This is a genomic window from Ruegeria sp. HKCCD6647-2 (assembly GCF_057221075.1).
The window spans coordinates 179970-205809 of the sequence record NZ_JBWVBD010000004.1 but is presented as its reverse complement, the minus strand read 5'-3'; the positions used below and the strand labels follow the sequence as shown (position 1 = coordinate 205809).

The window sequence follows — 25840 nt, the reverse complement described above, 5'->3', positions numbered from 1 at the left end:
TGTTCAGGCTGCCTTCGCAGCGGCGTCAAAGCGGCCATAAAAACTCTGACCTTTTTCCGCCATCTCGCGCAGCAAGGACGGGCAGGCAAAACGTTCGCCGAATTTCTCGGCCAGCTGATCGCACCGCTCCGCGGCGTAAGGCGTTCCGAGGATGTCCAGCCAACTGAAAGGGCCTCCGGACCATGGCGCAAAACCCCAGCCCAGAATGGCGCCTACGTCACCTTCGCGGATGTCTTCCAGAACACCTTCCTCCAACGCTCGTACGGCTTCCAACACTTGTGCGAACATAAGACGTTCCTGCACTTCGGTCAGATCAGGCTGATCGTCGGCCAGCGGGTATTTATCCTGCAGGCCCTTCCAGTATTCGACGCGCTTGCCTTTCTCGTCATAGTCGAAAAAGCCCGCCTTCACCTTGCGGCCCAAACGGCCCTGTTCCTCCATCCAGAAGATGAGAGCATCTGCGGGGCTTTCCGGATAGGCATCGCCCATGGCCGCCTTGGTGGCGCGTGCAATCTTGGCCCCCAGATCAATCGAGGTTTCGTCGGTTAGCTGGATTGGCCCAACCGGAAAGCCCAACTGCCGCGCGGCGTTGTCGATCAGCACTGGCGAAACGCCCTCGGTGATCATCCGTGCGCCTTCGTTGATGTATGGGATGATGCAGCGGTTCGCGTAGAAGAAACGCGCATCGTTGACCACAATCGGCGTCTTGCGGATTTGGCGCACATAGTCCAACGCCTTGGCCACCGCACGATCACCGGTTTCCTTGCCCTTGATGATTTCCACCAGGAACATCTTCTCGACCGGCGAGAAGAAGTGGATGCCGATGAACTGTTCCGGACGCACGCTCGCCCTGGCCAGATCGGTGATCGGCAGGGTCGAGGTGTTCGAGGCAAAGATGCAGTCTTCGGGGATGATCGCCTCGACCTTTTTGGTCATCTCGGCCTTGACGCCCACGTCTTCGAAGACGGCTTCGATGATCAGATCACAACCCTTCAGATTGCCCAGATCCGGTGTCGCGGTAATGCGGCCCAGCATGGCCTCTTTCTTCTCAGCGGTAGTCTTGCCGCGTTTGATGCCCTTGTCCAGATAGGCCTCAGTATAGGCCTTGCCCTTGTCGGCGGCCTCCTGATCGCGGTCGATCAGAACAACCTCCATCCCGGCCTGAGCCGAGACCAGCGCGATGCCGGCGCCCATCATTCCCGCACCCAAAACGCCGATCTTCTTGACCGACTGGTCCGGAACGCCCTTGGGGCGCACTGCACCTTTTTCCAGAGCTTCCTTGTTCAGGAACAAACTGCGTATCATTGCCGACGAAGATGGATTCATCAAAATGGATGTGAACCAGCGGGCCTCGATTTTCAGGGCAGTGTCGAAATCGACCAGCGCGCCCTCGTATGCCGCGCTCAGCAATGCTTGAGCAGCAGGGAATGCACCTTGGGTCTTGCCGTTGACCATGGCCGATGCGCCGACATAGTTCATGAATCCCGCCGGGTGATAGGGTGCGCCTCCCGGCATCTTGTACCCTTTGGCGTCCCATGGCTTGACGAGATCCGCATCACTGGCGTTCAGAACCCATTCTTTCGCCGCGGTAAGCGGGTCTTCGACTACCTCATCGATCATCCCCGCGGCTTTGGCTTTTTTCGGCTCCAACGTCTTGCCCTCCAACAGCAAGGGCGCCGCGCTCACCGCGCCCAGCTTGCGGACCAGACGCGTCGTTCCGCCCATGCCGGGGAAGATACCAATCATGATTTCGGGCAGACCGATCTTGGCCTTCGGATTGTCGGCACAGAAAATGCGATGGCACGCCAGCGGAACCTCCAACCCGATGCCCAAAGCGGTGCCGGGCAGGGCGGCAACAATTGGCTTGCCGCCCTTCTTGGTCTTGGGGTCCATGCCGGCCAATTCAATTTTCCGCAGAATCCGATGCCCGTTCATGGTGAAATCAAACATGGCCCGCGCCGGTTCGTCGCCCGAGTTTTCACGGATCGAGCCCAGAACATTCAGGTCCATTCCAGCAGCAAAACTGTCCTTGGCCGAAGTGATGACCGCGCCCTTGATATTGTCGTCTGCCAGAACCTGATCGATCATTTCTTCAATCAGGGCCAAAGCCTCGACGCGCAGGATGTTCATGCTTTTCTCAGGAACGTCCCAGGTGATGATGGCAACGCCTTCGGCGTCCACGTTCATGGTAAAGTCTGTCATGTCTCATCTCCGATCTGGTCAGCCGTCAGCGGGCTGCCGTCCTTGCGAGTGAAGGAGAATCCGTTCTCGTCATCCTTCACCATCATATCTACGTCGCTGTAATAGCCGGTCTCGGTCGGGGTCCGTGTGCCTACCACCAGAAAGGTCGCGGGCGCGTCGGTTTTGTTCACAAGGTGGTGGCCGTTGGCCTCACCTGCAGGCCAGGCGGCGCAATCGCCTGGCTGCATTTCGTGCTCACCATCGTCATCGATCAGCACACAGGTGCCGCTGAGCATGATGGCGAACTCGTCCTGCTGCATGTGGTAATGGCGCAGAGAGGACATGCCCTGCGGTTCAAGCCGCACGATATTGACCCCGAATTGGGTCAGTCCGCCCGCATCTCCAACCCGCTGGTTGAAACGGCCCGAAACTGCCTCGGCCAGCTTGCCGGGATAGGACGAGCCGCCCTTGAACGGGATTTGGGAAAGGTCCAGCTTGGGCATCAGACACGCTCGATGATCGTTGCAGCACCCATTCCGGATGCAATACACAAAGTGGCCAGACCGGTTTCCTTGTCCTGACGCTCCAATTCGTCCAGCAGAGTTCCGATGATCATCGCACCGGTTGCACCCAGCGGGTGGCCCATCGCGATAGAGCCGCCGTTGACATTGACCAGTTCGGGGTCGACATCAAACGCCTGCTGGAAGCGCAACACGACCGAAGCAAAGGCTTCGTTCACTTCGAACAGGTCCAGATCGCTGATCTTCATGCCGTTGTCGGCCAGGATCTTCTCGGTCACCGGCACCGGGCCGGTCAGCATGATGGTCGGGTCCGTGCCGATCTTGGCGGTCGCCTTGATACGCGCGCGCGGTTTCAGGCCGTGTTTCTCACCGAATTCCTTATTGCCAATCAGAATCGCAGCCGCACCGTCCACGATTCCCGAGCTGTTGCCCGCGTGGTGGATGTGATTGATCTTTTCGAGATGCGGGTACTTCAGCATCGCCACCTTGTCGAAGCCGGGCATCTGCTCGCCCATCATCTGGAAAGACGGATTCAGCGCTCCGAGGCTCTGCATGTCAGTACCGGGCCGCATGTATTCGTCGCGATCCAGAATGGTCAGGCCGTTCTGATCGGTGACGCTGATGACAGATTTGTCGAACCTGCCTTCTTCCCAGGCCTTTGCCGCCCGTTTTTGAGATTCCACGGCCAGTGCGTCAGCCTGATCGCGATCGAACCCATATTCGGTCGCGATAATGTCCGCCGAGATGCCCTGAGGCACGAAGTAGGTGCTCATTGCCAGCGAGGGGTCCACCGCGATCGCCGCACCGTCGCTGCCCATCGGTACGCGCCCCATCATCTCGACACCGCCGGCGATGTAGGCCTCGCCCGCGCCGCCTTTGACCTGGTTTGCCGCCAGGTTCACGGCTTCCATGCCCGAGGCGCAAAAACGGTTGATCGCGAGACCGGGGATCGATTCATCTAGGTCCGATGCCAGAACAGCCGAGCGCGCCAGACAACCGCCTTGCTCCATCACCTGCGTGACGTTGCCCCAGATCACGTCCTCGACGGCGTGGCCTTCCAGATTGTTCCGTTCTTTCATCGCATTCAGTGTCACGGCGGACAGGCGCACCGAGGTCACCTCGTGCAGGCTGCCATCCTTGCGGCCCTTGCCGCGCGGGGTGCGCAGGGCGTCATAGATATAGGCTTCGGTCATGGGTCTCTCCTCAAGCTCGATCCGACGGATTGCCGGGCATCAGGTCATAGGGGTGTTTCCAGCCGGGCTGTTCGGACAGGCGAGTCAGCCAGGCATCAATATGGGGCCAGTCAGCACGGTCAAAGCCGAATGGTTCGGGATAATACAGGTAGCCGCAGCAGCTGAGATCGGCGTTGGTCACGCCGTCGCCGACAATCCAGTCGCGGCCGTCCAAATGGTTGTTCAGTACTTCGTAGGCCGCTTTCAATCGCCCCTGATTAAAGGCGATGACGTCCGGGTTGCGGTGTTTCTCGGGAAGGAAATTGATCAGAAAACGTGTCAAACCGGCCATCGAGCTGAGCTTGTGGTTGTCCCACAGCACCCACCGCAGAATCTCGTAGTTTTCGTCCCGCGACTTGCCGCCGAATTTACCCGTTTTCTCCGTCACATAGGCTTGAATGGCGCCAGACTGGCTGGTGCGAAAATCGCCATCAATCATGACCGGGGCCTCGCCCTGTTCGTTGACTTCAGCACGAAACTCAGGAGTGCGTGTTACGCCACTGAAGAAATCGACAAGGACCGGTTCCCACTCAAGCCCGGACATCTCAAGCGCCAGGGCCGCCTTGTAGGAGTTTCCGCTTTCTCCGAAGCAGTGCAGTTTTATGGTCATGCGATCGCCCCTCCCAAGGCGCGTGTGGTTAGTTCGGAATTGAGTATTTGTGAAAAGATGAAGTCCAGATAGTAACCTTTGATCAACCTTCTTCCGTTTCAATAGTCGCGCGGTACAGGCTGGAGAGCCGATGACCGCAAAAGGTGAAGTCGTCCCTGTCCTGATGGCGAGTGCGCCCGGTGGCAGGGACGCATCTCGTCTTCATCTTTTCATAAATACTCCCGCCGGAGGCATCAGGTTTCAAAACTGGCGCTGCTGGACAGATATTTGTCATCACCTAGCGTTTGCGCGCCTCAAGCTCGGAATTGAAGATGCGCAGGCGGTGGGTCAGGTTCTCCTCGTCAATTACGCTGTTGAAGTTCTCGAACAGGAAGGACAGTGCCTCGCCTTCGTCCAGCCCCGCCTCGCGGGCGAAGCCTTTGAGTTTGCGGTAGCCGTCCTCGGTCATGGCGACCGGAAAGCGGCGGGTCAGGCGAAAGCGTTTTGGCATTGAATCCCCTCGGAAAAACCAGGCCCGGGCGGTTCTTCCCGGACCCAGAGTGAGATCAGAAGTTCGCGGCCTCCAGGGCCATGACTGTCTCCGCGCCGGTCTGAATGCGCGAAAGGTGCATTGAAGTCGCGGGCAGGCGGCGCGCCATGTAGAAGCGACCGGTGTTGATCTTGGTCTCATAGAAGTCTTTGTCCGAGGCCCCACCGTCCAGCGCGTCTTGTGCGGCCTTCGCCATCTGTGCCCACATCAGCCCAAGGCAGACATGACCGAACATGTGCATGAAGTCATAAGAACCGGACAGTGCGTTGTTCGGGTTCTTCATGCCTTCCTGCATGAAATACATGCCAGCGGCCTGCAGATCCTTGGATGCGGCTTTCAGCGGTTCGATGAAGGCTTTGTCATAGGCTTCGTTCTGGCCCACGTTTTCCTTGCAGAAGGTCTTGACCATCTCGAAGAACGCCATGACGTGCTTGCCGCCATCCTGCGCCAGCTTGCGGCCGACAAGGTCCAGCGCTTGAACGCCGTTTGCACCTTCGTAGATCATCGCGATACGGGCATCGCGGGTGTATTGCGACATACCCCATTCTTCGATGTAGCCGTGGCCGCCATAGACCTGCTGTGCCTGAACGGTCATGTCGTAACCTTCATCCGTCAGGAAGCCTTTGATGACCGGGGTCAGAAGCGAGATCAGCCCGTCCGCGTCCTTGTCACCTGAACGATGCGCCTTGTCGATCATGGTGGCGCCCCACAGGATGAACGCGCGCGCGCCTTCGGTAAAGCTTTTCTGATCCATCAGGTTGCGGCGGATGTCCGGGTGCACGATCAGCGGGTCGGCCGGACCGTCCGGGTTCTTAACGCCAGTCACATCACGACCTTGCAGGCGATCCTTGGCATATTCTACAGCGTTTTGATACGCGGCTTCGGCCTGAGACAGGCCCTGCATGCCTACACCCAGACGGGCTTCGTTCATCATGGTGAACATGGCGCGCATGCCTTTGTGCTCTTCGCCCAGCAACCAGCCGGTTGCTTCGTCATAGTTCATGACGCAGGTCGAGTTGCCGTGGATGCCCATCTTCTCTTCGATCTTGCCGACCGAAACGCCGTTCCGCTCACCGGGAGTGCCGTCTTCGTTCACGATGAACTTGGGCACGATGAACAGAGACACGCCCTTGATGCCGTCGGGGCCACCCGGGATTTTGGCCAACACCAAGTGAATGATGTTGTCGGCCATGTCGTGATCACCGGCCGAGATAAAGATCTTCTGGCCGGAAATCTTGTAGCTGCCGTCGCCCTGAGGTTCCGCTTTGGTGCGCATTAGGCCCAGATCGGTGCCGCAATGCGGCTCGGTCAGGTTCATGGTGCCGGTCCATTCACAGCTGATCATGTTCGGCAGGTATTTGTTCTTCTGCTCGTCCGTGCCGTGCGCCAGAATGGCCGAGGCCGCACCGTGGGTCAGGCCTTGATACATCACAAACGCTTGGTTTGCTCCCGAGAACATCTCGCCCACCGCAGTACCCATTACGTAAGGCATGTTCTGGCCGCCATACTCTTCCGGCATGTCGAGGCCAGTCCAGCCACCTTCCTTCATCTGCTCGAAGGCGTCTTTGAATCCGGTTGGGGTGTACACAATACCGTTTTCCAACCGGCATCCTTCGGTGTCGCCGACCACGTTCAGCGGGTGCAGAACGTTGGAGGCAAGCTTGCCCGCTTCTTCCAGAACCGCGCCGGTAAACTCGGCCTCAAGTTCGTCATAGCCGGGGATATCCGACTGCGAGACTTTCAGAACGTCGTGCAGGATGAACTGCGTGTCTTTTGTTGGCGCGTTATAAACGGGCATTTGAAGCTCCCTTAATTCAGATGTCCGGTGAAGGCGTACGAGATTACTCGGCCGCCTTCTTTTCCTGTTTCATCGAGGCGATAACCTTTTCGCCCCAGCGCAACTGCTCTTTCAGATCGTCGATGGCCTGTGTCAGCTCGTCCCGGCGCGATTCCATGTCGGCCAGACGTTCGCACGCAATTTCATAAGTGCGGGTCATCTGGGTCACCTGTTGGTCGCCCACATGGTACAGGTCCAGAAGCTGACGGATTTCTTCCAGGCTGAAGCCAAATCGCTTGCCGCGCAGGATCAGTTTCAGGCGCGCGCGGTCCCGTTTGGTGAACAGGCGCTTCTGGCCTTCACGGATCGGAAACAAAAGTTCCTTGGCCTCATAAAACCGCAACGTGCGTGGGGTGACGTCATAAGTCTCGCACATTTCGCGGATGGTCATCAGGTCTTCGGTCATGTTTCAAACTCTCATCACTGGCGTCATACCAATTGAGTTGCGCAGTTGATGAGCGTTTTACAACATATAATTGACGTTTACGTAATGCAGACGCAGCGTCACAAAACAGTTGACGTAACTTCCGGACACGTAAGTCGTCTGAAACGAAATTTTCTTACCCAGCGTAAAGTGGAAAACGACCAAGCTTGATAGCGAAAGACTGTGCGGGCCGCGTAATAATGACCCTGTCAGGCCGATTGTGGCCGTCTATTCCAGCAGGCCCACAGTCTGGTCCCGCAATTGTTGCAACGCTTCCATGGCCTCGTCTAGTTGCTGCCGTTGTTGCCGTAGTTCTTCCATCTGACGATCGGCCATCTCGATAAAGGCAGCCATTTGCGCCTGATTGCCCTGATCTTCGTAGATCAGCAACCACTGGCGGATCTCTTCCAACTGGAAACCAAATTTCCGGCCGCGAAGGATCAGTTTCATGCGGGCGACTTCGCGCGGACCATAAAACCTGGACCGGCCTTCGCGGTCGGGCTGCAGCAGTTCGATGTATTCGTAGTATCGCAGCGTGCGCGGGGTTACGTCGAACTCGGCGCACATCTCTTTGAATGACAAACGGTTGCCGGACATTCCTGATCTCCTCGGCTGCAACCTAGGGCGTCGTTGCGGCAAGCGCAACAGGTGGGCTTGCCCTTTGCGTCAAAGCGGCCTCATAAAGGGGCAAGCAAGAGGACAGGATCCGCCCCATGGTCGACAAGACAGTATTAGCGCGCCAATTCATCGAGGCCATTCCGCATGCAAAGGCGCTGGGGCTTGAACTCACCCATATCGGAGAGGGCGAGGCGGAAATCTCAATGCCTTACAACGAACAACTGATCGGCGACCCCAGAACGGGAGTGATCCATGGGGGCGCCGTTTCGGCGATGCTTGATACGTGTTGCGGTGCCGCGGTGATGAGCCACCCTTCGGCCCCCGGAGGCACGGCCACGATTGATTTGCGGATCGACTACATGCGCGCCGCAACACCGGGGCAGAGCATCCACACGCGGGCCACCTGCTATCACATCACTCGAAACGTGGCATTTGTACGGGCGACGGCAATAGATGACGATTCAGATCGCCCAGTGGCCACCGCATCGGGCGCGTTCACCGTGGAGGATCGCTAAATGGCGCGTCCTCGTCCTGAACCCATGCAGGTGGTGAAACAACGCCGCGACGCTGCTTTGACAGCATTGGTCCAGGGTGTGCCGTACATCCGGTTCCTCAGTATCAGCTTTGACCGTCGCGGAGATGAGCTGACCGGGGTTCTCAACTTCGATGAAAAGCTGATCGGCAATCCGTTCCTGCCTGCCTTGCATGGTGGCGTTACGGCCGCGTTTCTCGAAGTGACGGCCGTGATCACGCTGAGTTGGGAGCACCTGTTCCCCCGTATCGAAAGCGGAGAGATTGGGGCCGAGGATATTCTGACGGACGAAAGCATCAGGTTTCCGAAGACAATTGACTTCACCGTCGACTATCTGCGCTCGGGGCTGCCGCGCGATGCCTATGCGCGCGCGTTTATCAACCGGTCGGGGCGGCGCTACGCCTCGGTCCGGGTTGAGGCCTGGCAGGATAACCACGCAAAACTCTTTGCGCAGGGGACCGGGCATTTCCTGATGCCGCAAGCCTCGGCAGGCAAAGGATAGCCATGCAGAGCGCAGCCGCGCCTATCACGCATCGCCGTGTCCTGAAAATTGCGCTGCCGATCGTGTTGTCCAACGCGACGGTGCCCATCCTTGGGGCTGTGGATACAGGCGTGGTTGGTCAGATGGGGCAGGCGGCCCCGATTGGTGCGGTAGGAATGGGGGCCGTGATCCTGTCCGCGATATACTGGATCTTCGGCTTCTTGCGGATGGGGACAACCGGCCTTGCGGCGCAGGCACGCGGGGCAGGGGATACGGCGGAAACCGGTGCCCTTCTGATGCGGGGTTTGCTGTTGGGGGCCTCGGCCGGGGTGGTCTTCATCCTTGCGCAGGTCGCCGTGTTCTGGGGCGCCTTTGCGCTGTCGCCCGCCAGCCCCGAAGTCGAGGCGTTGACCCGGGACTATCTGGAAATCCGAATCTGGGGTGCGCCAGCGACGATTGCGCTTTATGCTGTGACAGGTTGGTTGATCGCGATCGAAAAGACGCGCGGTGTTTTTGTCCTGCAGGTCTGGATGAACGGCCTGAACATCCTGCTGGATTTATGGTTCGTTCTGGGGCTCGGCTGGGGTGTCGAAGGCGTTGCGATTGCGACTCTGATCGCTGAATGGACCGGTTTGGCGCTGGGGCTTTGGCTGTGTCGGGCGGCCTTTGCGGGAAGCCAGTGGAAGGACTGGCCGCGCATTTTCGATGCCGTCCGGCTGCGTCGCATGATGCAGGTCAACGGCGACATCATGGTGCGTTCGGTCCTGTTGACCGGAGCATTTACCACCTTCTTGTTCGTCGGTTCGGATCTGGGGGATGTAAACCTCGCGGCAAATCAGGTGCTGCTCCAGTTTCTTGAGATTACCGCGTTTGCACTGGACGGGTTCGCGTTTTCGGCCGAAGCGCTGGTGGGCGGGGCTGTAGGGGCACGCGACCGCTATCAGGTTCGGCGCGCGTCGATCATGGCATCGCAATGGGGCGTGGGCGGAGCCTTTGCGCTGGGCCTCGTGTTCTTTCTGGCCGGGCCAGCGCTGATCGACATTATGTCAACGTCGCCAGAAGTTCGGGTGGCAGGTCGAGAGTATCTTTTCTGGGCCGCAATCGCGCCCGCAATCGGTGTGGCCAGCTGGATGTTCGACGGCATCTACATCGGCGCGACGTGGACCCGAGCGATGCGCAACGCCATGATCCAGTCCGTCGCGATTTACGTGGTCGCGCTGTTCATTCTGGTGCCGGCATTCGGCAATCACGGGCTATGGTCCGCGCTGATGATCCTGAACATCGCCCGCGGCGTAACGATGGGCTGGCGCTATCCCAGGCTTGAAGCTCAGGTCGCCTAGAGAAGTTTCAGCAAAGCCTCGGGTGGGCGTCCGATGGCGGCGTTGTTTCCTGCAATCGCCAACGGGCGCTCGATCAGGATCGGGTATTCAGCCATCGCCCGGATCAGCTCGTCTTCGTCGGAGGCCTTGGTCAGATCCAGCTCTTTGAACTGATTCTCTCCGGTGCGCATCATGTCGATGGCCGGGCAACCCAGAAGGGCCAGTGCCGCGCGTAATTCATCTTCCGAAGGCGCGTCTTCGAGATATTTCCGAACGTTCACCTGCGCGCCTTTCTCCTCGAGCAAAGCCAGACCCGTGCGGGATTTGGAACAACGGGGATTGTGCCAGTATTCGATCATAACCAGTCCTCACGTTTGCTGCCCACGGCTTGGGCGACAGAGTCGAAACCATCGCGGGCCAATAGCCGATCCAGACCCGTTGCGATTTCGGCAGCCAGTGAGAGGCCCCCATAAACCATCGCGGTGTAAAACTGCACGGCCGAGGCCCCCGCGCAAATCTTGGCATAGGCATGCTCGGCCGTGCTGATCCCGCCAACACCAATCAGAGGAACGTCTTCGCCTGTCATCTGGCTGAGCTGTGCAAGAACGCGGGTGGATTTTTCGAACAATGGTGCGCCCGACAAGCCGCCAGCCTGGTCCTTGTGTACGCTGTGCAGGCCGTCCCTGGACAGCGTGGTGTTTGTGGCAATCACCGCGTCCACTCCGGTTTCGCGGGCGACCCAAGCGATGTCCTGCAATTCGGATTCGCTTAGGTCCGGAGCGATTTTCAGAAAAATCGGCATATGGCGGGGTAATCCGTCGCGTGTTTCAATCACTCCGGCCAACAATGCGCCAAGCGCCTCCTTGCCCTGCAGATCGCGCAGTTTTTCCGTGTTGGGGGACGAGACGTTGACCGTGGCGAAATCCAGATATTTTGCGCAATGTGCCAGCACTTTAGCAAAATCGCCGGGCCGGTCGTCGCTGTCCTTATTTGCCCCAAGGTTCAGACCGATCACCGCATCCTTGGGGCGATGGGCCAGACGCGACGCCATGACGTCCATGCCCTCATTGTTGAAACCGAACCGGTTGATGGCTGCCTGATCCTCGGTCAGGCGAAACAGGCGTGGCTTCGGGTTCCCCGGCTGTGGGCGCGGCGTCACGGCACCAACTTCGATAAATCCGAAACCGGCGCGCGACAGAGGGTCCAGAACTTCTCCATTCTTGTCGAATCCGGCAGCCAGCCCGACTGGATTGGGCAGGTCCAGCCCGGCGACACGGGTTTTCAGGCGCGATGAAGTTGTCGGCCCGGGCGCAGGCGCAAGCCCCGCTTTCAATGCCTTGATCGACAGTCCATGCGCGGTTTCGGGGTCAAGTTTGTGCAGGGCGGCAAGCCCCAGTCTCTCGGTCAGTTTCATCCGAATGTGGTTCCACTTTCTGCCGGTGCACAGCGGATCAGACGTGAAGTCTGAACTGCCGCCTGCCGATGAACAACCGCTTTCTGGTAAACCGGGTCGGTCACCATTTCCAGAAACGCGTGCGCTGTCGGGTATCGAGCAATGAAGACTTCATCCCACCTTTCGTCTTCTGGCCCTATCAGCGCAGTCTGAAACGATCCACGCCAAAGGATTGACGCACCCAGTCTCGACAGTATCGGAGCGGTCTCATCCCCGTAACGCCTATAGGCTTCGGAGCCACTTAACCCGGCATCGGCCAATTCGTGCCCGTCAGGATAGGCTGCGAGTTTCCGAAACCGAACAAGGTTCAGCATCTCGATTGGATGATCCCGTCCCAATGCCTTGAATGTCTCGAATTGACCGCGATCAGGATCGACGAAGTTGGTCATTGCATCTCCTCGGGAAACTGATGCACGGCGCCATCAAAGGGCAGGGGGCGTGACCAAACAACGTCCGACATTCTGATCCGGCGATAAAGATGCGGGAACAGGGCACCACCACGCGACACTTCCCATTTCAGATCGTCGCCCATCGCGTCCGCATCGCAAGCCAGAAGGGTCAACCCCTCGACCCTGGCGAAATGCTTGGCTGCGGTTTCGGCGGCCTGTTCGGCGGTCGAAAAGTGGACAAACCCATCTGAAATGTCGATCGGAGCGCCATCGGATTCGCCTTTGGCCTGCAAGGTGGCCCATTCCTCGGCCCTGAAAATCTTGTAGATCAGCATGGGGTGGTGATGCCTTGCACTGCGGGTAGAATCAAGCCGGATTTCCCCCTTTGACTCTTCTCGATCCTCGGCGCACGATCAGGGCAATCAATAAAAGGGAGTCTCATATGTTTACCCGCTTTCTTACGTCAGTAGCGGTACTTGGCCTGACCGCAGGCATGGCCGCTGCCGAATACAAGCTGACCATACTGCACACCAACGACCTTCACAGCCGTATCGAATCCATCAACAAATACGATTCCACCTGTGATGCCGAGGGTGAGGCCGAAGGTAAGTGCTTTGGTGGTGTCGCCCGCCTGAAAACCCTCGTCGACAGCAAACGCGGCGACATGGCCGGCGAAAACGTGTTGCTGCTGGATGCAGGCGACCCGTTCCAGGGTTCGCTGTTTTATACAACCTACAAAGGCGCCGCCGAGGCCGAGTTCATGGAAGCCATCGGTTATGATGTCATGGCCGTAGGCAACCACGAATTCGACGATGGGCCCGAAGGTTTGGCTGCATTCATTGATGCGGTCAGCTTTCCAGTGATTTCGGGAAATCTGGATTTGTCTTCGTCTTCCGAGTTGAAAGGCAAAGTGCAAAACCACATCGTTCTGGACGTTGGCGGACAGAAGATCGGCATAATCTCGGCGCTTGCTACCGATACTGTGGATACATCCAGCCCGGGCAAGGACGTTGTTTTTCAGGATGAGATTGACAGCCTTTCGGCGGATGTGGCGGCCTTGCAGGACGAAGGAGTCAACATAATCATTGCGTTGAACCATGTTGGGCTGGCAAAAGATCTTGAGATTGCCGAGAAGGTTCCAGGGCTTGATCTGGTGATCGGTGGGCACTCGCACACTCTTTTGTCCAACACGCAGGAAGGCGCTGCCGGGCCGTATCCAACAATGGTCGGTGACGTGCCTGTCGTCCAGGCCTACGCCTATTCAAAGTATCTGGGCGAGATCAATTTGACTTTCGATGATGACGGCAACCTGATTTCAGCAGAAGGTGAGCCGATTTTGTTAGATGCCTCGATCGCGCCTGATCCCGACATTGCTGCCCGTGTTGCCGAAATGGGCGCTCCGATCGAGGAAATGAAGAAGCGCGTCGTTGCTAGCTCAGCCGCTGCGATTGAAGGCGACCGGGCTGTCTGCCGGGTGCAGGAATGCGAGATGGGCAATCTGGTTGCCGACGCCATGCTGGCGCGGGTTGCCGATCAGGGAGTTCAGATCGCCATTGCCAACTCGGGCGGCTTGCGTGCCTCGATCGATCCGGGCGATGTGACCATGGGCGAAGTTTTGACGGTTCTTCCATTCCAGAACACGCTGTCGACCTTCGAGATTAGCGGGCAGGGCGTTATCGACGCGTTGGAAAACGGCGTCAGCCAGGTCGAGGAAGTCAAGGGTCGCTTCCCACAAGTTGCCGGTCTGACTTTTGTCTGGGATCCATCCGTTGCGCCGAACGAAGGCCGCATTTCCGAGGTGATGGTTGCCAAAGGTGACGGATTCGAACCCATTGATCCGACCGCCACCTATCTGGTCGTGACCAACAATTACGTTCGCAATGGTGGGGACGGTTACAAGATGTTCGAAGGCGATGACAAGAACGCCTACGACTTCGGCCCCGATCTGGCAGATGTGACAGCGGAATACCTCGCCGAGAATGCACCTTATCAGCCCTATCTGGATGGGCGGATCAAGCAGAAGTAATTCTTTGATTTGATCGAGAAAGGCCGCCTGTCTGGGGCGGCCTTTTGTCAGTTGAAGTCGTATTCGGGCCAGAGCTCGGGGTCGAACCCTTCCAGCATTGGTTGAAGCTGATCTGCAACCTTGCGCCATCCGCCAATTGACTTGGTCGAAATCTTGTTGCGCACCTGATCGATGCTCGCGGTGCGCACCTGTTTGGTATTTTTCTCCGGGTGCATCATCTGTTTATGCCAAGCGATACCGCAGAACTCGGCTATTTTGCGACTGTACTTTTCTGGGTCGGCGACCAATTCTTCGTAAGGCACTGTCAGAATACGGTCACCAAACACTTGGTCCCAATGCGCTATGTATTTGCGATACAAATTGGCTGAATGGGCTATCGATTTCTGGTTCGAGGCATAGCGCATACCCGGGGCCGGGAACTGTTTGACCCATTTCGACAAACCGACATCGCGTGGATCACGCATCATGTTTATCACTTTGGCGTTGGGAAATGCCGCCAGCAGAAAGCCAACACGTTGGTAATTGTGCGGCATCTTGTCGACAAATGCCGTTGAACCTTCAGGGATCGGCGGCATCAGCTTTCTGAACTCCCCCGCAAATTCTTCGGCCGCGTTTGAATCGAATGGTCTTCCGTCTTCGACAAGGGGATGCGAGAGGTCCGCGCCAAGCGTCAGTTCACCGCATCCTGCGATATCGGGTGCCGAGCTCAGCATCATCTCCAACAAAGTGGTGCCGGAACGAGGTTGGCCAATAACAAAAATTGGCATAGGTTCTTCTGTTACTCCGGAAGTGACTGTCGATGCTCCTTCGGGGAACAGGTCGCAGATCTCCTGCAACTTCTTTTCTTCCGCGGCAAAGTCGTAGGGGTTGGTTTCATGCTGCGCCGCATTGGCTAAGCCGAATTGCGGCAAGGCAACCTTCAGCCCATCGCGTTTGGAGATCAACTGCGCCTTGGCAAACTCCAGCGTAGAGTTGACGTGGTCGCTTTCTGAGATCGCCTTGTCGACGGCGCTCATTAGACTTTCCAAATTTTCCGTGGAGGCCATTCCCGACAACTGAAAAAGTGTTTCAGCGTGATTGGGGTCTCGTTCGAAAATGTCCCAAAGGATGGTGGCGCTTCCCTTTCTATCGCCTGATTGGTGAAGATCGAGTGCTCTTTTGTATGCAATGTCGACACATTCGGGGTCCAATGCGTAGGCCCGCGAAATGTCTTTAGAACTGTGCTCGGTAAATCCAATAGATGCATAGGCGCGGCTGCGGCTTGACAGCAACTTGGCATCGTCGGGATTGCTTTCCAGCTTTTTTGTCGCGTAGTCGATGATCATCCGCCAGTTGCTGCCCTTAAGTTGGATCTCGTCGATAACGCGAACCAGTTCCTTGTTTTTGGGAAACTGCTCCAGCTTTTGTTCGGCGTAGGCCAGCGCTCGTGGGATTTGGTCGGTTTGCATTAAAGCATTGGCCAGATTTTCCACAAACTGCGGATCATCCGGCTTCATTTTCGCGGCTTCGACGAAATGCGGAATGGACTGTTTGTAGCGCTTCATCTCGGTCAGGACAAAACCAGCGATGGCGTGGTAATCCGAGTCCTTGGGAAATTTTTTGACGCCCAGCTGCGCCTTTTTCAGTGCTTGCGGCAGTTTGCCCATGTCCAGATCAGCAAGTGCTTTGCTTTTGAGGGAATTCGCTGTTTGTTGTGCCATATGACCGCGTGAAACCCTGTGCCTGTGAGAAAAATCTGTCGAAAGTTCATTACCGATGTGCGGACGGTTTGCAATAACTCTTCCCAATGACGCCATGGCGCAGCTGTTTGCCGCCCGCCCTGCGAATACGTTGCCCCAAGTTCCGAATTACAACGTGTGTCCAACCAATCAGGTCCACGTCGTTCGCTCGGACCAAACTGGGCGCAAGTTGGACCCGCTGCGCTGGGGGTTCTTGCCCCATTGGTACAAAGCCGAAAACGCAGGGCCGCTGCTTATTAACGCGCGCGCAGAGACGCTCGCGGAAAAACCGGCCTTTCGGGCGGCGTGCCGGGACCGTCGTTGCCTGATTGTCGCGACCGGGTTCTACGAATGGACCAAGACCGAGGATGGTGAGCGGCTGCCTTGGTATATCCGACGCCGCGACGGAGCCCCGATCGCATTTGCAGGCGTCTGGCAGGACTGGGGGCCTGAAACCGCACGGCAGGGGACGTGTGCGATCGTCACCACACCTGCCAATCAATACCTCAGCGCGATCCATCACCGGATGCCACTGATACTCGAACCCGAGAACTGGGCGTTGTGGTTGGGCGAGGCGGGCAAAGGGGCGGCGCGCTTGATGCGACCTGGGCCAGAAGAAACGCTGACTGTTCACCGGGTCGGGCGGGCGGTAAATTCCAATCGTGCCAGCGGGCCAGAATTAATCGAACCCGTCGCGTCAAGCTGAACTCCGCTGCCTTTTCTTTCGCTACCACGCAGTTTAGATCACGGATATGGCTCTGAAATTCTCTGATCTTCCTCAGCTTTATTCGCACACTTTCGACACTGTGATCGACGTGCGCAGCCCGGCTGAATATGCCGAGGATCACCTGCCGGGTGCTATCAATCTGCCTGTTCTGGACAATGAAGAACGTGCTCGCGTAGGGACGATCTACGTTCAGCAAAGCCCGTTTCTGGCGCGCAAGCTGGGTGCCGCGCTGGTTTTTCGTAACGCCGCCAACCATATCGAGGAAAGCCTGGCGCATCATGAAGGCGAGTGGAGGCCCTTGGTCTATTGCTGGCGCGGCGGTCAACGGTCCGGGTCCTTCACATGGATGTTGCAACAGATCGGCTGGCGGGCCGAAGTCGTCGACGGGGGGTATCGGACCTACCGTCGCCTCGTGAACAGATACTTATACGACGATCCGCTTCCACACCGTCTGGTCGCACTGGACGGGTATACGGGTACTGCCAAAACCGAACTGTTAACTCTGTTGCAGACGCGTGGTGTTCAGGTTCTGGACCTGGAACGCCTGGCCAACCATCGTGGTTCATTGTTGGGAGAGATGCCGGGGGGTCAGCCCAGCCAGAAAGCGTTCGAGTCCGCCCTTGCCGCTGGCCTGTGCCAACTGGACCCTGCGCGCCCGGTCGTGATCGAGGCTGAATCGTCCAGGATCGGTGGATTGATCTTGCCGCCCTGCCTGTGGACTGCGTTGTGCGGCGCGCCCCGGATCAGGATCATTGCACCTATCGAGACCCGCTCGGTTTATCTGACCGAGGCTTATGACGACATTCTGTCTGATACCGAGCGCCTGAAGGACCGCCTGTCGCCATTGCGCTTTCACCGGGGTCATGAGGTCGTCGATGGGTGGATGGCCTTGATCGATGCAGGCGACATGCTGGGGCTCACGCGGGCGCTGATGGCGCAGCATTACGATCCGGCCTACACCAAGTCGCATAGGGCGCAAAACGCGGATGTGATTGCGCAAGTCGAGGTCGTGTCGCTGTGTACTGCCGGGTTGTCCGATGCTGCGGCTCGGATTGAAAAGGTTCTGGATCAGCTCTGAAGCCGCAGCCCCGGTGTTTCTGTGAGTTTCCCGATGATCACGGCCGGATAGCCAGAGTTTCGGAGAACAGAACACAGCTCTGCCGCATGATATTCTGAAACAGCGGCCAGCAATCCACCGGCGGTTTGCGGATCAAACAGCAAATCCGCCTTGCCACCGGTAGGCAGTTCCGGTGCAATCCTCTGGTTGTCAGTGAATAATGTGGACCGGATACCCTGCTTGCTAAGTGCGATTGCACCGTCCATCACCGGGATCGCGTCGAGATCGAGCATTGCACCGCAACCAGAGGCTTCGCACATGCCATTCAGATGCCCTGCAAGGCCAAAACCGGTGACGTCGGTCATCGCATGCACACCTGCCAGAATTCGCGCGGCCTCCGACTGTGGCTGGATCATATGAGCCAAGGCAGCCGCAATCCATTTTCCTTCGGCCTGACCGGCCATTTCTGCCGCCATCATTACACCGCTGCCCAGAGGCTTGGTCAGGATCAACGCATCCCCTGGTTGTCCGCCCGACAGAGTTATTGGTTTGTCGGGACACAGACCGGTCAGGGTAAAGCCGATAGTCATCTCATCGCCCATCGAGCTGTGACCACCTACGATTTCAGCCCCTGCCTCCCTCATGACCTCACTTGCCGTGGTCATGATCTCGGTCATCGTGCGGTGCTGCAGGTCGGTTGACATCCGATGCAGAATGATCGTGGCCGTTGCGGCCTGCGGGGCTGCACCCATCGCCCAGATGTCACCCAGAGCATGAACAGCGGCAATGCGGGTCATCAGAGCGGGATCATCCACGAAGCTGCGCAGATGGTCCGTGGTCATCACTTGTTGCGCATCACCTGTCTTGAGGAGTGCAGCGTCATCACCGGGCAGGGGTATTACATCCGACCGGGTCGGAGGTGGAAGGTCGTGCACTGCCGCGCGCAGTGCCCCTCGCCCGACTTTGGCACCGCATCCGCCGCACAAGGGTTTGCCCTCCAGCACCTCGGTCACCCCGTCGGCGTGAATCCGGGGGATCGCGGGAGCATCCATCTGCGGCAAATGGCGAAACTTGTTCATGAATTTTTGATCGATGTTGTTTTTCCATTTCCACATCAACGGGCCGCTGAAGGAAGTCCCCAGCCGCTCAGCGAGGGCGGATTTGTCGCCAAGTGAAATCAGCTTTAGATAATCATTTTGCGGTTTGTAACGTTGCATCCGACCTGCGCCCAACGCAGCACGCAGGTTGTTGAACAGGACGGGGGCCTCGCGCACCGCATAGACACCGGCCTTGGGGCGCGGGTTCTCTGTCAGATGCGCGCAATCGCCGGCGGCAAAAATCGTTGAGTCGCTGGATTGCAGATGGTCATTGACCCGAATGTAGCCGTCCTGCAGGTCCAATCCGGTTTCGGCTATCCAGCCATATGCGCGGGCCCCGGCGGCACCCGTCACGAACTCTGCGGGTATCCGCCGGCCGTCATCCAGTTCGACGTGATCCGAAGTGACCCGAGAGATTGTTGTGCTCTCAACCACGTCAATGCCAAGCACTTTCATTGCCTTCCGGATCGTGCTGCCTGCCTTGGGCCCTGTAGCGGTCAGGGCCGAGGCATTGTCGATCAGCGTTACCTGTGCGCTTCGGCTTCGGGCGCGCAACGCATGGGCCATTGCCATGACGAGTTCAACACCCGCAACCCCACCGCCAATCACCAGGACGGCAGCCGGACCGGTTCCGTTCAGATATGCCGCCCATTTTTCTGCGAATGGCCCCAGGGGTTTCGCCGGAACAGCGTGTTCCGAAAAACCCGGCAAGGAAGGCATATCCGATGTGATCCCCACATTGACCGAGGCCACGTCAAATGCGACCGGAGGCCGGCCCGGTACGTGGACCACGCGCTGTTCGGTGTCGATCCCCGCGACAGACCCAAGTACAACGCGCGCACCAGCGAACCGCGCCAAGCGGACCAAATCAATGTCCAGTTCGGACCTCTCGTAATGCCCAGCCACAAAACCGGGCAGCATCCCGGAGTAGGGAGCCGTCGGGCCGGGATTGATCACGGTCACACGCGCGCCGGGTAACGGATCCATTCCCCATTTTCGCAATAGCAGCGCGTGGGTGTGGCCGCCGCCGACCAGAACCAGATCACGGGTCAGGGGCAGCGGAGGTTTATGCATGGCTCTTAGTTCGCGCTGTGATCCGGGACGTCCTCGACCTGTTCGACGGCGTGGGTGGCCCAAAGCTCATCCTCGCCCGCGTCCGGCAGATCTTCGGGTTTTTCATGGCGATGGATATGCCATTTGGCAATGAACAGTGCCGTGATCGGAGCGGTCAGGAACAGGAACAAGGTGATCAGAAGTTCGTGCAGGGACAGGTGTGGTTCGAACAGGACCGAATGCCCAATTGAAGCCAGCAGAACGCCACCCACACCCAGCGTCGTCGCCTTGGTCGGCGCATGCAGGCGAGACATCGGGTCTTTCAGCTTGATCATGCCAAAAGAGCCCACAAACCCGAAGACGCCTGAAACGATCAGGAAGGCGGAGATCAGCAATTCGAAGACAACTGTCATACCGGCCTCACTCGATAATATTGCCGCGCAGCATAAAGCGCGCGTAGGCGACGGTTGAAACGAAGCCCAGCATGGCGATGATCATCGCGGCCTCGAAAAATATCTCGGACCCCAGCTTCAGCCCATAGAGGATCATCAGAGCAATGGTGTTGATCACCATCGTGTCCAGAGCCAGAACGCGGGTGCCGACGCCTTCTGCCGTGATGATCCGCCACAGACACATCATTATTGCCGCACCGAAACAGGCGAAAGCGAAGAATATGGCATATGACATCATTCGAAAATCTCCTTCAGGCGGCGCTCGTAACGGCTCTTGATCTGATCGCGAACGGCGTCCGGGTCAGGCGCGTCCAGACAATGGACCAGCAGATTGTGCCCTTGGGCCGACAGATCGCAACTGACCGTTCCGGGGGTCATCGTGATCGTCCCGGCCAGAACTGTGATGGCTTCGGGTGTACGCAGTTCCAACGGTACGCAGATCCAATTCGGTTGGCGGTCCGCGTCGCGTTTGAACAGGATGATACGGGCGACCGTGATGTTGGCCATCACGATGTCCCACAGCACCACCAGCATGTATTCCACGATCATGGGCCAATTGCGTAGCTTGGGTCGGTCAGGCCAATAGGGCTGCGTAATGAACGGGATGATGATCCCGAGGATCAGCCCGAATACCAGCGAATTCAGCGAAGGCTCATTCGCCAGAAATATCCAGACCAGCGTCAGAAGAACTGTCAGATGGGGGTGCGGGAATACTCGGCGCAGCAGCTTCATTACTCTTCCCTTCCCAGAACTGCGGAAATGTAGTTATCCGGCGTGAACAGTTGATGCGCTGTTTTGCGAGTATATTCCAAAGCAGGACCGGCAAACAGCGTCAGCAGGACAAGCCCAAGGACCGCGCCGAAAACTGCAGTGAACGCAAGGCCCGGTTGCGGTTCCGGGGCAGATGGTGCCTCGACCTCGGCCTCGGTTTCGGTCTGTGGGGCCTGTGTGCCGTCGTGACTTTTCCAGAATATCAGGGATCCGGCCCGTGCCAGACCAACGATTGTCACGAACGATCCGATCAGGATCACCGCCCAGATCGCGTTGGCATCCGGTGCATCCCGCGCCGCATCAAGCACCAGAAGTTTACCGACAAATCCTGAAAGCGGGGGCATACCCGCCATTGCAATGGCCCCTACGAAAAACAAGGCTGCGATCAGCCCTCCTTGCGGCATCGGCGGTTTTGGCATGATCGCGCCGCCCTGACGTTCCATCACCATGTCCGCCACCAGGAACAGCAATGCAGTCGCCAATGTCGAATGGAAGATGTAGTAGAGAGCCGCAGCCGTCGCTGTCTCGTCGAACAGCGAGATAGCGATTAGCAGGGTGCCCATCGACGCGATGGCACAAAACGCCACCATCCGGGCAATATGCTGCGCGCCCAGAATACCGATTGTCCCCACGGCCAGCGTCAGCAAGGCCGCCGGTTGCAGCCACTCGCCGACCAACCCGTCGGTCACCGCGACATCCGGCCCGAAGGCGAGGGTATAGACCCGCAGGATCGAATAGGCCCCGACCTTGGTCATGATGGCGAACAGCGCCGCTACGGGGAGCGGTGCGTTGGCGTAACTGGCGGGTAACCAGAAATGCAGCGGTAGAACGGCAGCCTTAATGCAAAAAACAAGCAGCAGCAGCACGGCGCCAACGCGCAGCAGGGCGGTGTCTTCGGGCGGTATCTCGGCTACCCGAACTGCCAGATCAGCCATGTTGAGCGTACCGGTCACGCCGTAGATCGTCCCCAAAGCAAACAGGAACAGGGTCGAACCGATCAGGTTATAGGCCACGTATTGCACGCCAGCCTTTAGTCGCACCGACCCGCCACCATGCGTCATCAGGCCGTAGGAGGCGATGAGAAGAACTTCGAAGAACACGAAGAGGTTAAATGCGTCGCCGGTCAGAAACGCTCCGCACACGCCCATGAGCTGGAAGTGGAACAGGGCGTGGAAGTGTTTGCCCCGGTCGTCCCAGCCCGACGCAATGGCGTATAGTACGATGGGCAACGCTAGCAGGGCCGTCAGCAGCACCATCATCGCGGACATTCTGTCCAACACCAATACTATGCCAAAGGGGGCGGGCCAGTTGCCCAATTCGTAGACCTGGATCACCCCGCTCGAAGCCTGGGCGGTGATTGTCAAGGCAATGCCCAGCAGACCAACTACGCCCGCAACCGAGAAGATACGCTGCAGGTCCAGATGGTACCGCAGGACCATGATGATAAAAGGAGCCAGAATCGCGGGCAGGACGATCGGCGCAACGATCCAGTGGTTCATGCGTCCTCTCCCGGCGCGTCCACGCTGTCCTGCGCGGTCATGTCGATATGGTCATCCTTCGAGGACAGATAGGCGCTGAGCGCGATCATCACGATCACTGCCGTCATTCCGAACGAGATCACGATAGCCGTCAAAACAAGCGCCTGTGGCAGCGGGTCGGTGTAGGGCACGTCTTCGTACTTGTTCAGAACCGCAGGCGCGTTCAACGCCAGCCGTCCGGTCGCGAACAGGAAGACGTTCACGGCATAGGTAATCAGGGACAGGCCCAGAATGACCGGGAAGGTTCGGCGGCGCAGGATCAGGAAAATCCCCGCAGCGGTCAAAACGCCAACGGCAGAGGCTACGAGCGCTTCCATCAGGCCTGCTCCTTTTCTTGTTCTTCTTCCGGAGGATCATCCCGTAACGGGTTGATATCCATCGGATGTTCCTGCGCAATTCCCGGCTGCCACGCGAAGCGGGACAAGCTGTCGAGCGCCAGCATGACCGCACCCAGAACAGCGAGGAAAACTCCTGTGTCGAACAGCATCGCGGTGGCCCACTCGAACTCTTCCAGGGGTGGCCAGTTTATGTAACCGAAGTCGCTGGTCAGGAAGGGGCGTTCGTTGAACCATGCGCCAAGTCCGGTGGCAGCGGCAATCAATACACCCCACCCGATGGTGCCGTGATAGTAGAAGCGCTGCCGTTCGATGGCCCATGTGTAGCCGCTTGCCATGTATTGCATCAGATAGGCGATAGCGACGATCAGACCGGCGATGAAGCCACCTCCGGGCTGGTTGTGACCTCGGAAAAAGATGTAGGCGCCGACCATAAGTGCAATAGGCATCATCACACGGGTCGCGACCACCATCATCAGCGGGTGTGAGTCTCCGGACTGAGGCCAATGGGGTTTGCGGTTCAGTAGGTAGCTGCGGACATTGGTGCCCAGCACTGCCTCGGTCAGGGCAAAGATTATGAGTGCAGCGATGCCCAGGACGATGATCTCGCCAAAGGTATCAAAGCCCCGGAAGTCCACGAGGATCACATTGACCACATTGGTGCCGCCACCACCTTTGTACGAATTCGCCAGATGGAAATCCGAGATCGTCGGAAAGGCGAAATCGCGCATCATCAGTGCGTAGATCAGCCCGCCAGCGCCCAGACCTGCAACAACCGAGATTGCGGCATCCCGCCACCGGCGTGGCGCGCTGCTGTCCCACGGCGTTTCTGTCGGCAGGAAGTTGAGCGAAAGCAACAGCAGGATCATAGTCACCACCTCGACCGAGATCTGGGTCAGTGCAAGATCCGGGGCGGACAAGTAGTTAAATGCCATCGAAACGATCAGCCCGACAACTCCGATAAGCACCAGTGACAACAAGCGGTTGCGGTGGAACCACATGATGGCCAGTGTCGCCCCGACAAGGCAGATCCAACCGATGATTGGAATTGGCTGCGCTGGCAACGGAACGCGTGTTTCCAGTCCAATAGTGCCGGTGGAATAAGCGTAGTACCCAAGGCCCACGGTGAAGGCGATCAGGATGATAGCATAGCGGCTGATTACGCCATTATGCAGCTCGTCCGTGATCCACCGGCAGAGGCTCGTAAACAGGCCGATGATTGCGTCAAAGATGGTTTTCGCTTCCGGACGGGGCAGAGCGTTCCACAATTGGTCGCCCCGGCGATGCAGCGACAGCAGAAACAGACCGCCCAATGTTGCTACAACCGACATGTACAGCGCAGGCGTAAAGCCGTGCCACAGTTTGAGCGCGTAGTAGGGTAGTTTCTCTCCGCCGATCACCGCGCTCGAAACGACAGCAACCAAAGGTCCTACGATTGCAGCGGAATACAGGCCGATCAGGACAACCAGAACCACCAGGAACGCAGGCGCCAGCCATAGACCGACAGGCGGGTCATGAGGATGATGCGGATAATCTTCTCGCTCCGGCCCAAGGAAGACATGTCCGACAAAACGGAAGGAATAGGCAGCCGAGAACAGCGCGGCCAATAACGCCAGCCCCGGCACCAGATAGTGGGAGTTCAGCCAGGTGGTGTGGACGGTCTCCTCCAGCATCATCTCCTTGGACAAAAAACCGTTCAGAGGAGGTAACCCCGCCATCGACAGCGCGGCAATCGTACCGATGGTAAAGGTAATCGGCATCAGGTGGCGCAAACCGCCCAATCGTTTGACATTGCGCGTGCCGGTCTCGTGGTCAACGATACCGGCGGTCATGAACAGTGCGGCTTTGAACGTCGCGTGGTTGATGATGTGAAACACGGCGGCAACGACCGCGATTTTGGTGCCAAAGCCCAGCAGCATGGTCACCAGGCCCAGATGCGACACCGTGGAAAATGCAAGCAGCGCCTTCAGGTCATCCTTGAACAACGCAATAATCGCGCCGATCAGCATGGTTACCAGCCCGGTCGTGGCTACGATGTAGAACCACGCGTCAGTTCCCGCCAGAACCGGCCACATGCGCGCCATCAGAAACAGACCGGCTTTCACCATTGTGGCCGAGTGCAGGTAGGCCGATACCGGCGTCGGCGCGGCCATTGCGTGAGGTAGCCAGAAGTGGAACGGGAACTGCGCCGACTTGGTGAAACAGCCCAGCAGGATCAGAATCAGCGCCGGTAGGTAGTAGGGCGAAGATTGAATGAGTTCCTTGTTCTGCAGGATAACACTCAGGTCATAGGACCCAACGATATTGCCCAGGATCAGCATCCCGGCGATCATCGCCAGCCCACCAGATCCGGTGACGGCCAACGCCATCCGGGCACCCTGACGCCCCTCGGGCAGGTGCCTCCAATAACCGATCAGCAGGAATGAACTAAGAGATGTAAGTTCCCAGAAAATAAGCAGAAGCAGAACGTTGTCGGACAGAACGATTCCAACCATCGCCCCCTGAAACAGCAGCAGGTAGGTGTAGAACTGCCCCATTGGGTCTTCGCGCGACAGGTAGAACCGGGCGTAAAGTATGATCAACAGACCGATACCCAGGATCAGCAGCGCAAACAGAAATCCCAACCCATCCAGCATGAAGTTGGCATTCAGGCCCAGGCCAGGGATCCAGTCGAAGCGCGCGGTCACCACTTCGCCACGCATCACTGCGGGAATGTGGATAAACAACCCGGCCAGCGCCAGAAAGCTCGTCAATCCGGCAGACGAAGCCGCTGCATTGCGGCCGGCGCGGATAAGCAGGGCGGGAAAGACAGCTCCGAGGAAGGGAAGGGCCGCGATGAGGAATAGGGACAACTGCGATACTCCGATCTTGGCGGTCATTGATATTGAACTGGTAGCGATAATTTAATGGCTGCTCGGAAAATGCAAGGTTTCCAACGAC

26 protein-coding genes are annotated in these 25840 nt (G+C 58.0%); 6 read left to right on the top strand and 20 right to left on the bottom strand.

Annotated elements, in window-relative coordinates; translation table 11 throughout:
• Window positions 1-3: 3 nt before the first annotated feature.
• The 8 genes from AC2TDJ_RS12465 to AC2TDJ_RS12430 all read right to left on the bottom strand — a co-directional run bounded on the left by AC2TDJ_RS12465 (window position 4) and on the right by AC2TDJ_RS12430 (window position 7931).
• The gene (locus AC2TDJ_RS12465; RefSeq protein WP_480842644.1) at window positions 4-2202 is read right to left on the bottom strand and encodes a 3-hydroxyacyl-CoA dehydrogenase NAD-binding domain-containing protein; all 2199 of its coding nucleotides are present in this window, start codon (window positions 2200-2202) and stop codon (window positions 4-6) included.
• Window positions 2199-2684 carry a cupin domain-containing protein gene (locus AC2TDJ_RS12460; RefSeq protein WP_480842642.1) on the bottom strand — a complete coding sequence of 162 codons (486 nt, stop codon included), beginning with the start codon at window positions 2682-2684 and terminating at the stop codon, window positions 2199-2201. The genes AC2TDJ_RS12465 and AC2TDJ_RS12460 overlap by 4 nt, the downstream gene beginning before the upstream one ends.
• On the bottom strand, window positions 2684-3895 hold the full coding sequence (locus AC2TDJ_RS12455) for an acetyl-CoA C-acetyltransferase (protein WP_480842640.1): 1212 nt from the start codon (window positions 3893-3895) through the stop codon (window positions 2684-2686). Before AC2TDJ_RS12455 ends, AC2TDJ_RS12460 begins: the two co-directional genes overlap by 1 nt.
• 10 nt (window positions 3896-3905) lie before the next feature.
• Entirely contained in the window at window positions 3906-4544 is a 639-nt protein-coding gene (locus AC2TDJ_RS12450) for a glutathione S-transferase family protein (RefSeq protein WP_480842638.1), read from the bottom strand.
• A gap of 277 nt (window positions 4545-4821) precedes the next feature.
• A complete protein-coding gene (locus AC2TDJ_RS12445; protein ID WP_005981899.1) occupies window positions 4822-5034 on the bottom strand; it encodes a hypothetical protein in 213 nt (70 codons plus the stop codon).
• 55 nt (window positions 5035-5089) lie between these two features.
• Complete coding sequence (locus AC2TDJ_RS12440) at window positions 5090-6871, bottom strand: acyl-CoA dehydrogenase C-terminal domain-containing protein (RefSeq protein ID WP_480842636.1); 1782 nt, start codon at window positions 6869-6871, stop codon at window positions 5090-5092.
• A 43-nt stretch (window positions 6872-6914) separates the two neighbouring features.
• Window positions 6915-7316 carry a MerR family transcriptional regulator gene (locus AC2TDJ_RS12435; protein WP_480842634.1) on the bottom strand — a complete coding sequence of 134 codons (402 nt, stop codon included), beginning with the start codon at window positions 7314-7316 and terminating at the stop codon, window positions 6915-6917.
• A 246-nt stretch (window positions 7317-7562) separates the two neighbouring features.
• Window positions 7563-7931: a MerR family transcriptional regulator gene (locus AC2TDJ_RS12430; RefSeq protein WP_480842632.1), complete on the bottom strand. Its 369-nt coding sequence runs from the start codon at window positions 7929-7931 to the stop codon at window positions 7563-7565.
• Between the two features lie 116 nt (window positions 7932-8047).
• Here AC2TDJ_RS12430 and AC2TDJ_RS12425 point away from each other — a divergent pair, with 116 nt between their 5' ends.
• From AC2TDJ_RS12425 to AC2TDJ_RS12415, 3 genes are read left to right on the top strand one after another with little or no spacing between them, the layout of a single operon-like run.
• A complete protein-coding gene (locus tag AC2TDJ_RS12425; RefSeq protein WP_480842630.1) occupies window positions 8048-8467 on the top strand; it encodes a PaaI family thioesterase in 420 nt (139 codons plus the stop codon).
• Window positions 8468-8986, top strand: coding sequence for a PaaI family thioesterase (locus AC2TDJ_RS12420; RefSeq protein ID WP_480842628.1), 519 nt, complete (start codon window positions 8468-8470; stop codon window positions 8984-8986).
• A 2-nt stretch (window positions 8987-8988) separates the two neighbouring features.
• Entirely contained in the window at window positions 8989-10305 is a 1317-nt protein-coding gene (locus AC2TDJ_RS12415) for an MATE family efflux transporter (protein WP_480842625.1), read from the top strand.
• Here AC2TDJ_RS12415 and arsC read toward each other — a convergent pair.
• From arsC to AC2TDJ_RS12395, 4 genes are read right to left on the bottom strand one after another with little or no spacing between them, the layout of a single operon-like run.
• The gene (gene arsC, locus AC2TDJ_RS12410; RefSeq protein WP_480842623.1) at window positions 10302-10643 is read right to left on the bottom strand and encodes an arsenate reductase (glutaredoxin); all 342 of its coding nucleotides are present in this window, start codon (window positions 10641-10643) and stop codon (window positions 10302-10304) included. The genes AC2TDJ_RS12415 and arsC overlap by 4 nt on opposite strands.
• A complete protein-coding gene (locus tag AC2TDJ_RS12405) occupies window positions 10640-11698 on the bottom strand; it encodes a quinone-dependent dihydroorotate dehydrogenase (protein WP_480842621.1) in 1059 nt (352 codons plus the stop codon). Before AC2TDJ_RS12405 ends, arsC begins: the two co-directional genes overlap by 4 nt.
• Complete coding sequence (locus tag AC2TDJ_RS12400) at window positions 11695-12126, bottom strand: DUF1330 domain-containing protein (protein WP_480842619.1); 432 nt, start codon at window positions 12124-12126, stop codon at window positions 11695-11697. The genes AC2TDJ_RS12405 and AC2TDJ_RS12400 overlap by 4 nt, the downstream gene beginning before the upstream one ends.
• Window positions 12123-12461, bottom strand: coding sequence for a DUF952 domain-containing protein (locus tag AC2TDJ_RS12395; protein ID WP_480842617.1), 339 nt, complete (start codon window positions 12459-12461; stop codon window positions 12123-12125). The genes AC2TDJ_RS12400 and AC2TDJ_RS12395 overlap by 4 nt, the downstream gene beginning before the upstream one ends.
• Before the next feature lie 107 nt (window positions 12462-12568).
• On the opposite strand from AC2TDJ_RS12395, the gene AC2TDJ_RS12390 reads away from it, so the two are divergent.
• On the top strand, window positions 12569-14152 hold the full coding sequence (locus AC2TDJ_RS12390; protein ID WP_480842615.1) for a bifunctional metallophosphatase/5'-nucleotidase: 1584 nt from the start codon (window positions 12569-12571) through the stop codon (window positions 14150-14152).
• 47 nt (window positions 14153-14199) lie between these two features.
• Here the strand turns inward: AC2TDJ_RS12390 and AC2TDJ_RS12385 are convergent, their stop codons facing one another.
• Window positions 14200-15648 carry a tetratricopeptide repeat-containing sulfotransferase family protein gene (locus AC2TDJ_RS12385; RefSeq protein ID WP_480842613.1) on the bottom strand — a complete coding sequence of 483 codons (1449 nt, stop codon included), beginning with the start codon at window positions 15646-15648 and terminating at the stop codon, window positions 14200-14202.
• Between the two features lie 259 nt (window positions 15649-15907).
• On the opposite strand from AC2TDJ_RS12385, the gene AC2TDJ_RS12380 reads away from it, so the two are divergent.
• The gene (locus tag AC2TDJ_RS12380; RefSeq protein WP_480842611.1) at window positions 15908-16576 is read left to right on the top strand and encodes an SOS response-associated peptidase; all 669 of its coding nucleotides are present in this window, start codon (window positions 15908-15910) and stop codon (window positions 16574-16576) included.
• 46 nt (window positions 16577-16622) lie between these two features.
• Window positions 16623-17675 (top strand): tRNA 2-selenouridine(34) synthase MnmH, encoded by a 1053-nt coding sequence (gene mnmH, locus AC2TDJ_RS12375; RefSeq protein ID WP_480842609.1) that lies wholly within the window; start codon window positions 16623-16625, stop codon window positions 17673-17675.
• Here mnmH and selD read toward each other — a convergent pair.
• Genes selD through AC2TDJ_RS12340 form a run of 7 tightly spaced genes read right to left on the bottom strand, consistent with a single transcriptional unit; the run spans window position 17666 to window position 25752 of the window.
• Window positions 17666-19825: a selenide, water dikinase SelD gene (gene selD / locus AC2TDJ_RS12370; RefSeq protein WP_480842607.1), complete on the bottom strand. Its 2160-nt coding sequence runs from the start codon at window positions 19823-19825 to the stop codon at window positions 17666-17668. The genes mnmH and selD overlap by 10 nt on opposite strands.
• A 5-nt stretch (window positions 19826-19830) precedes the next feature.
• Window positions 19831-20217, bottom strand: a complete 387-nt coding sequence (locus AC2TDJ_RS12365; protein WP_480842605.1) for a Na+/H+ antiporter subunit G — start codon at window positions 20215-20217, stop codon at window positions 19831-19833.
• A 7-nt stretch (window positions 20218-20224) separates the two neighbouring features.
• Window positions 20225-20494, bottom strand: coding sequence for a K+/H+ antiporter subunit F (locus AC2TDJ_RS12360; RefSeq protein WP_480842603.1), 270 nt, complete (start codon window positions 20492-20494; stop codon window positions 20225-20227).
• Window positions 20491-20988 carry a Na+/H+ antiporter subunit E gene (locus AC2TDJ_RS12355; RefSeq protein ID WP_480842601.1) on the bottom strand — a complete coding sequence of 166 codons (498 nt, stop codon included), beginning with the start codon at window positions 20986-20988 and terminating at the stop codon, window positions 20491-20493. The genes AC2TDJ_RS12360 and AC2TDJ_RS12355 overlap by 4 nt, the downstream gene beginning before the upstream one ends.
• Window positions 20988-22526, bottom strand: a complete 1539-nt coding sequence (locus tag AC2TDJ_RS12350) for a monovalent cation/H+ antiporter subunit D (protein WP_480842599.1) — start codon at window positions 22524-22526, stop codon at window positions 20988-20990. The genes AC2TDJ_RS12355 and AC2TDJ_RS12350 overlap by 1 nt, the downstream gene beginning before the upstream one ends.
• Window positions 22523-22882, bottom strand: coding sequence for a Na+/H+ antiporter subunit C (locus AC2TDJ_RS12345; RefSeq protein ID WP_480842597.1), 360 nt, complete (start codon window positions 22880-22882; stop codon window positions 22523-22525). The genes AC2TDJ_RS12350 and AC2TDJ_RS12345 overlap by 4 nt, the downstream gene beginning before the upstream one ends.
• The gene (locus AC2TDJ_RS12340; RefSeq protein ID WP_480843033.1) at window positions 22882-25752 is read right to left on the bottom strand and encodes a monovalent cation/H+ antiporter subunit A; all 2871 of its coding nucleotides are present in this window, start codon (window positions 25750-25752) and stop codon (window positions 22882-22884) included. Before AC2TDJ_RS12340 ends, AC2TDJ_RS12345 begins: the two co-directional genes overlap by 1 nt.
• Window positions 25753-25840 lie beyond the last annotated feature (88 nt).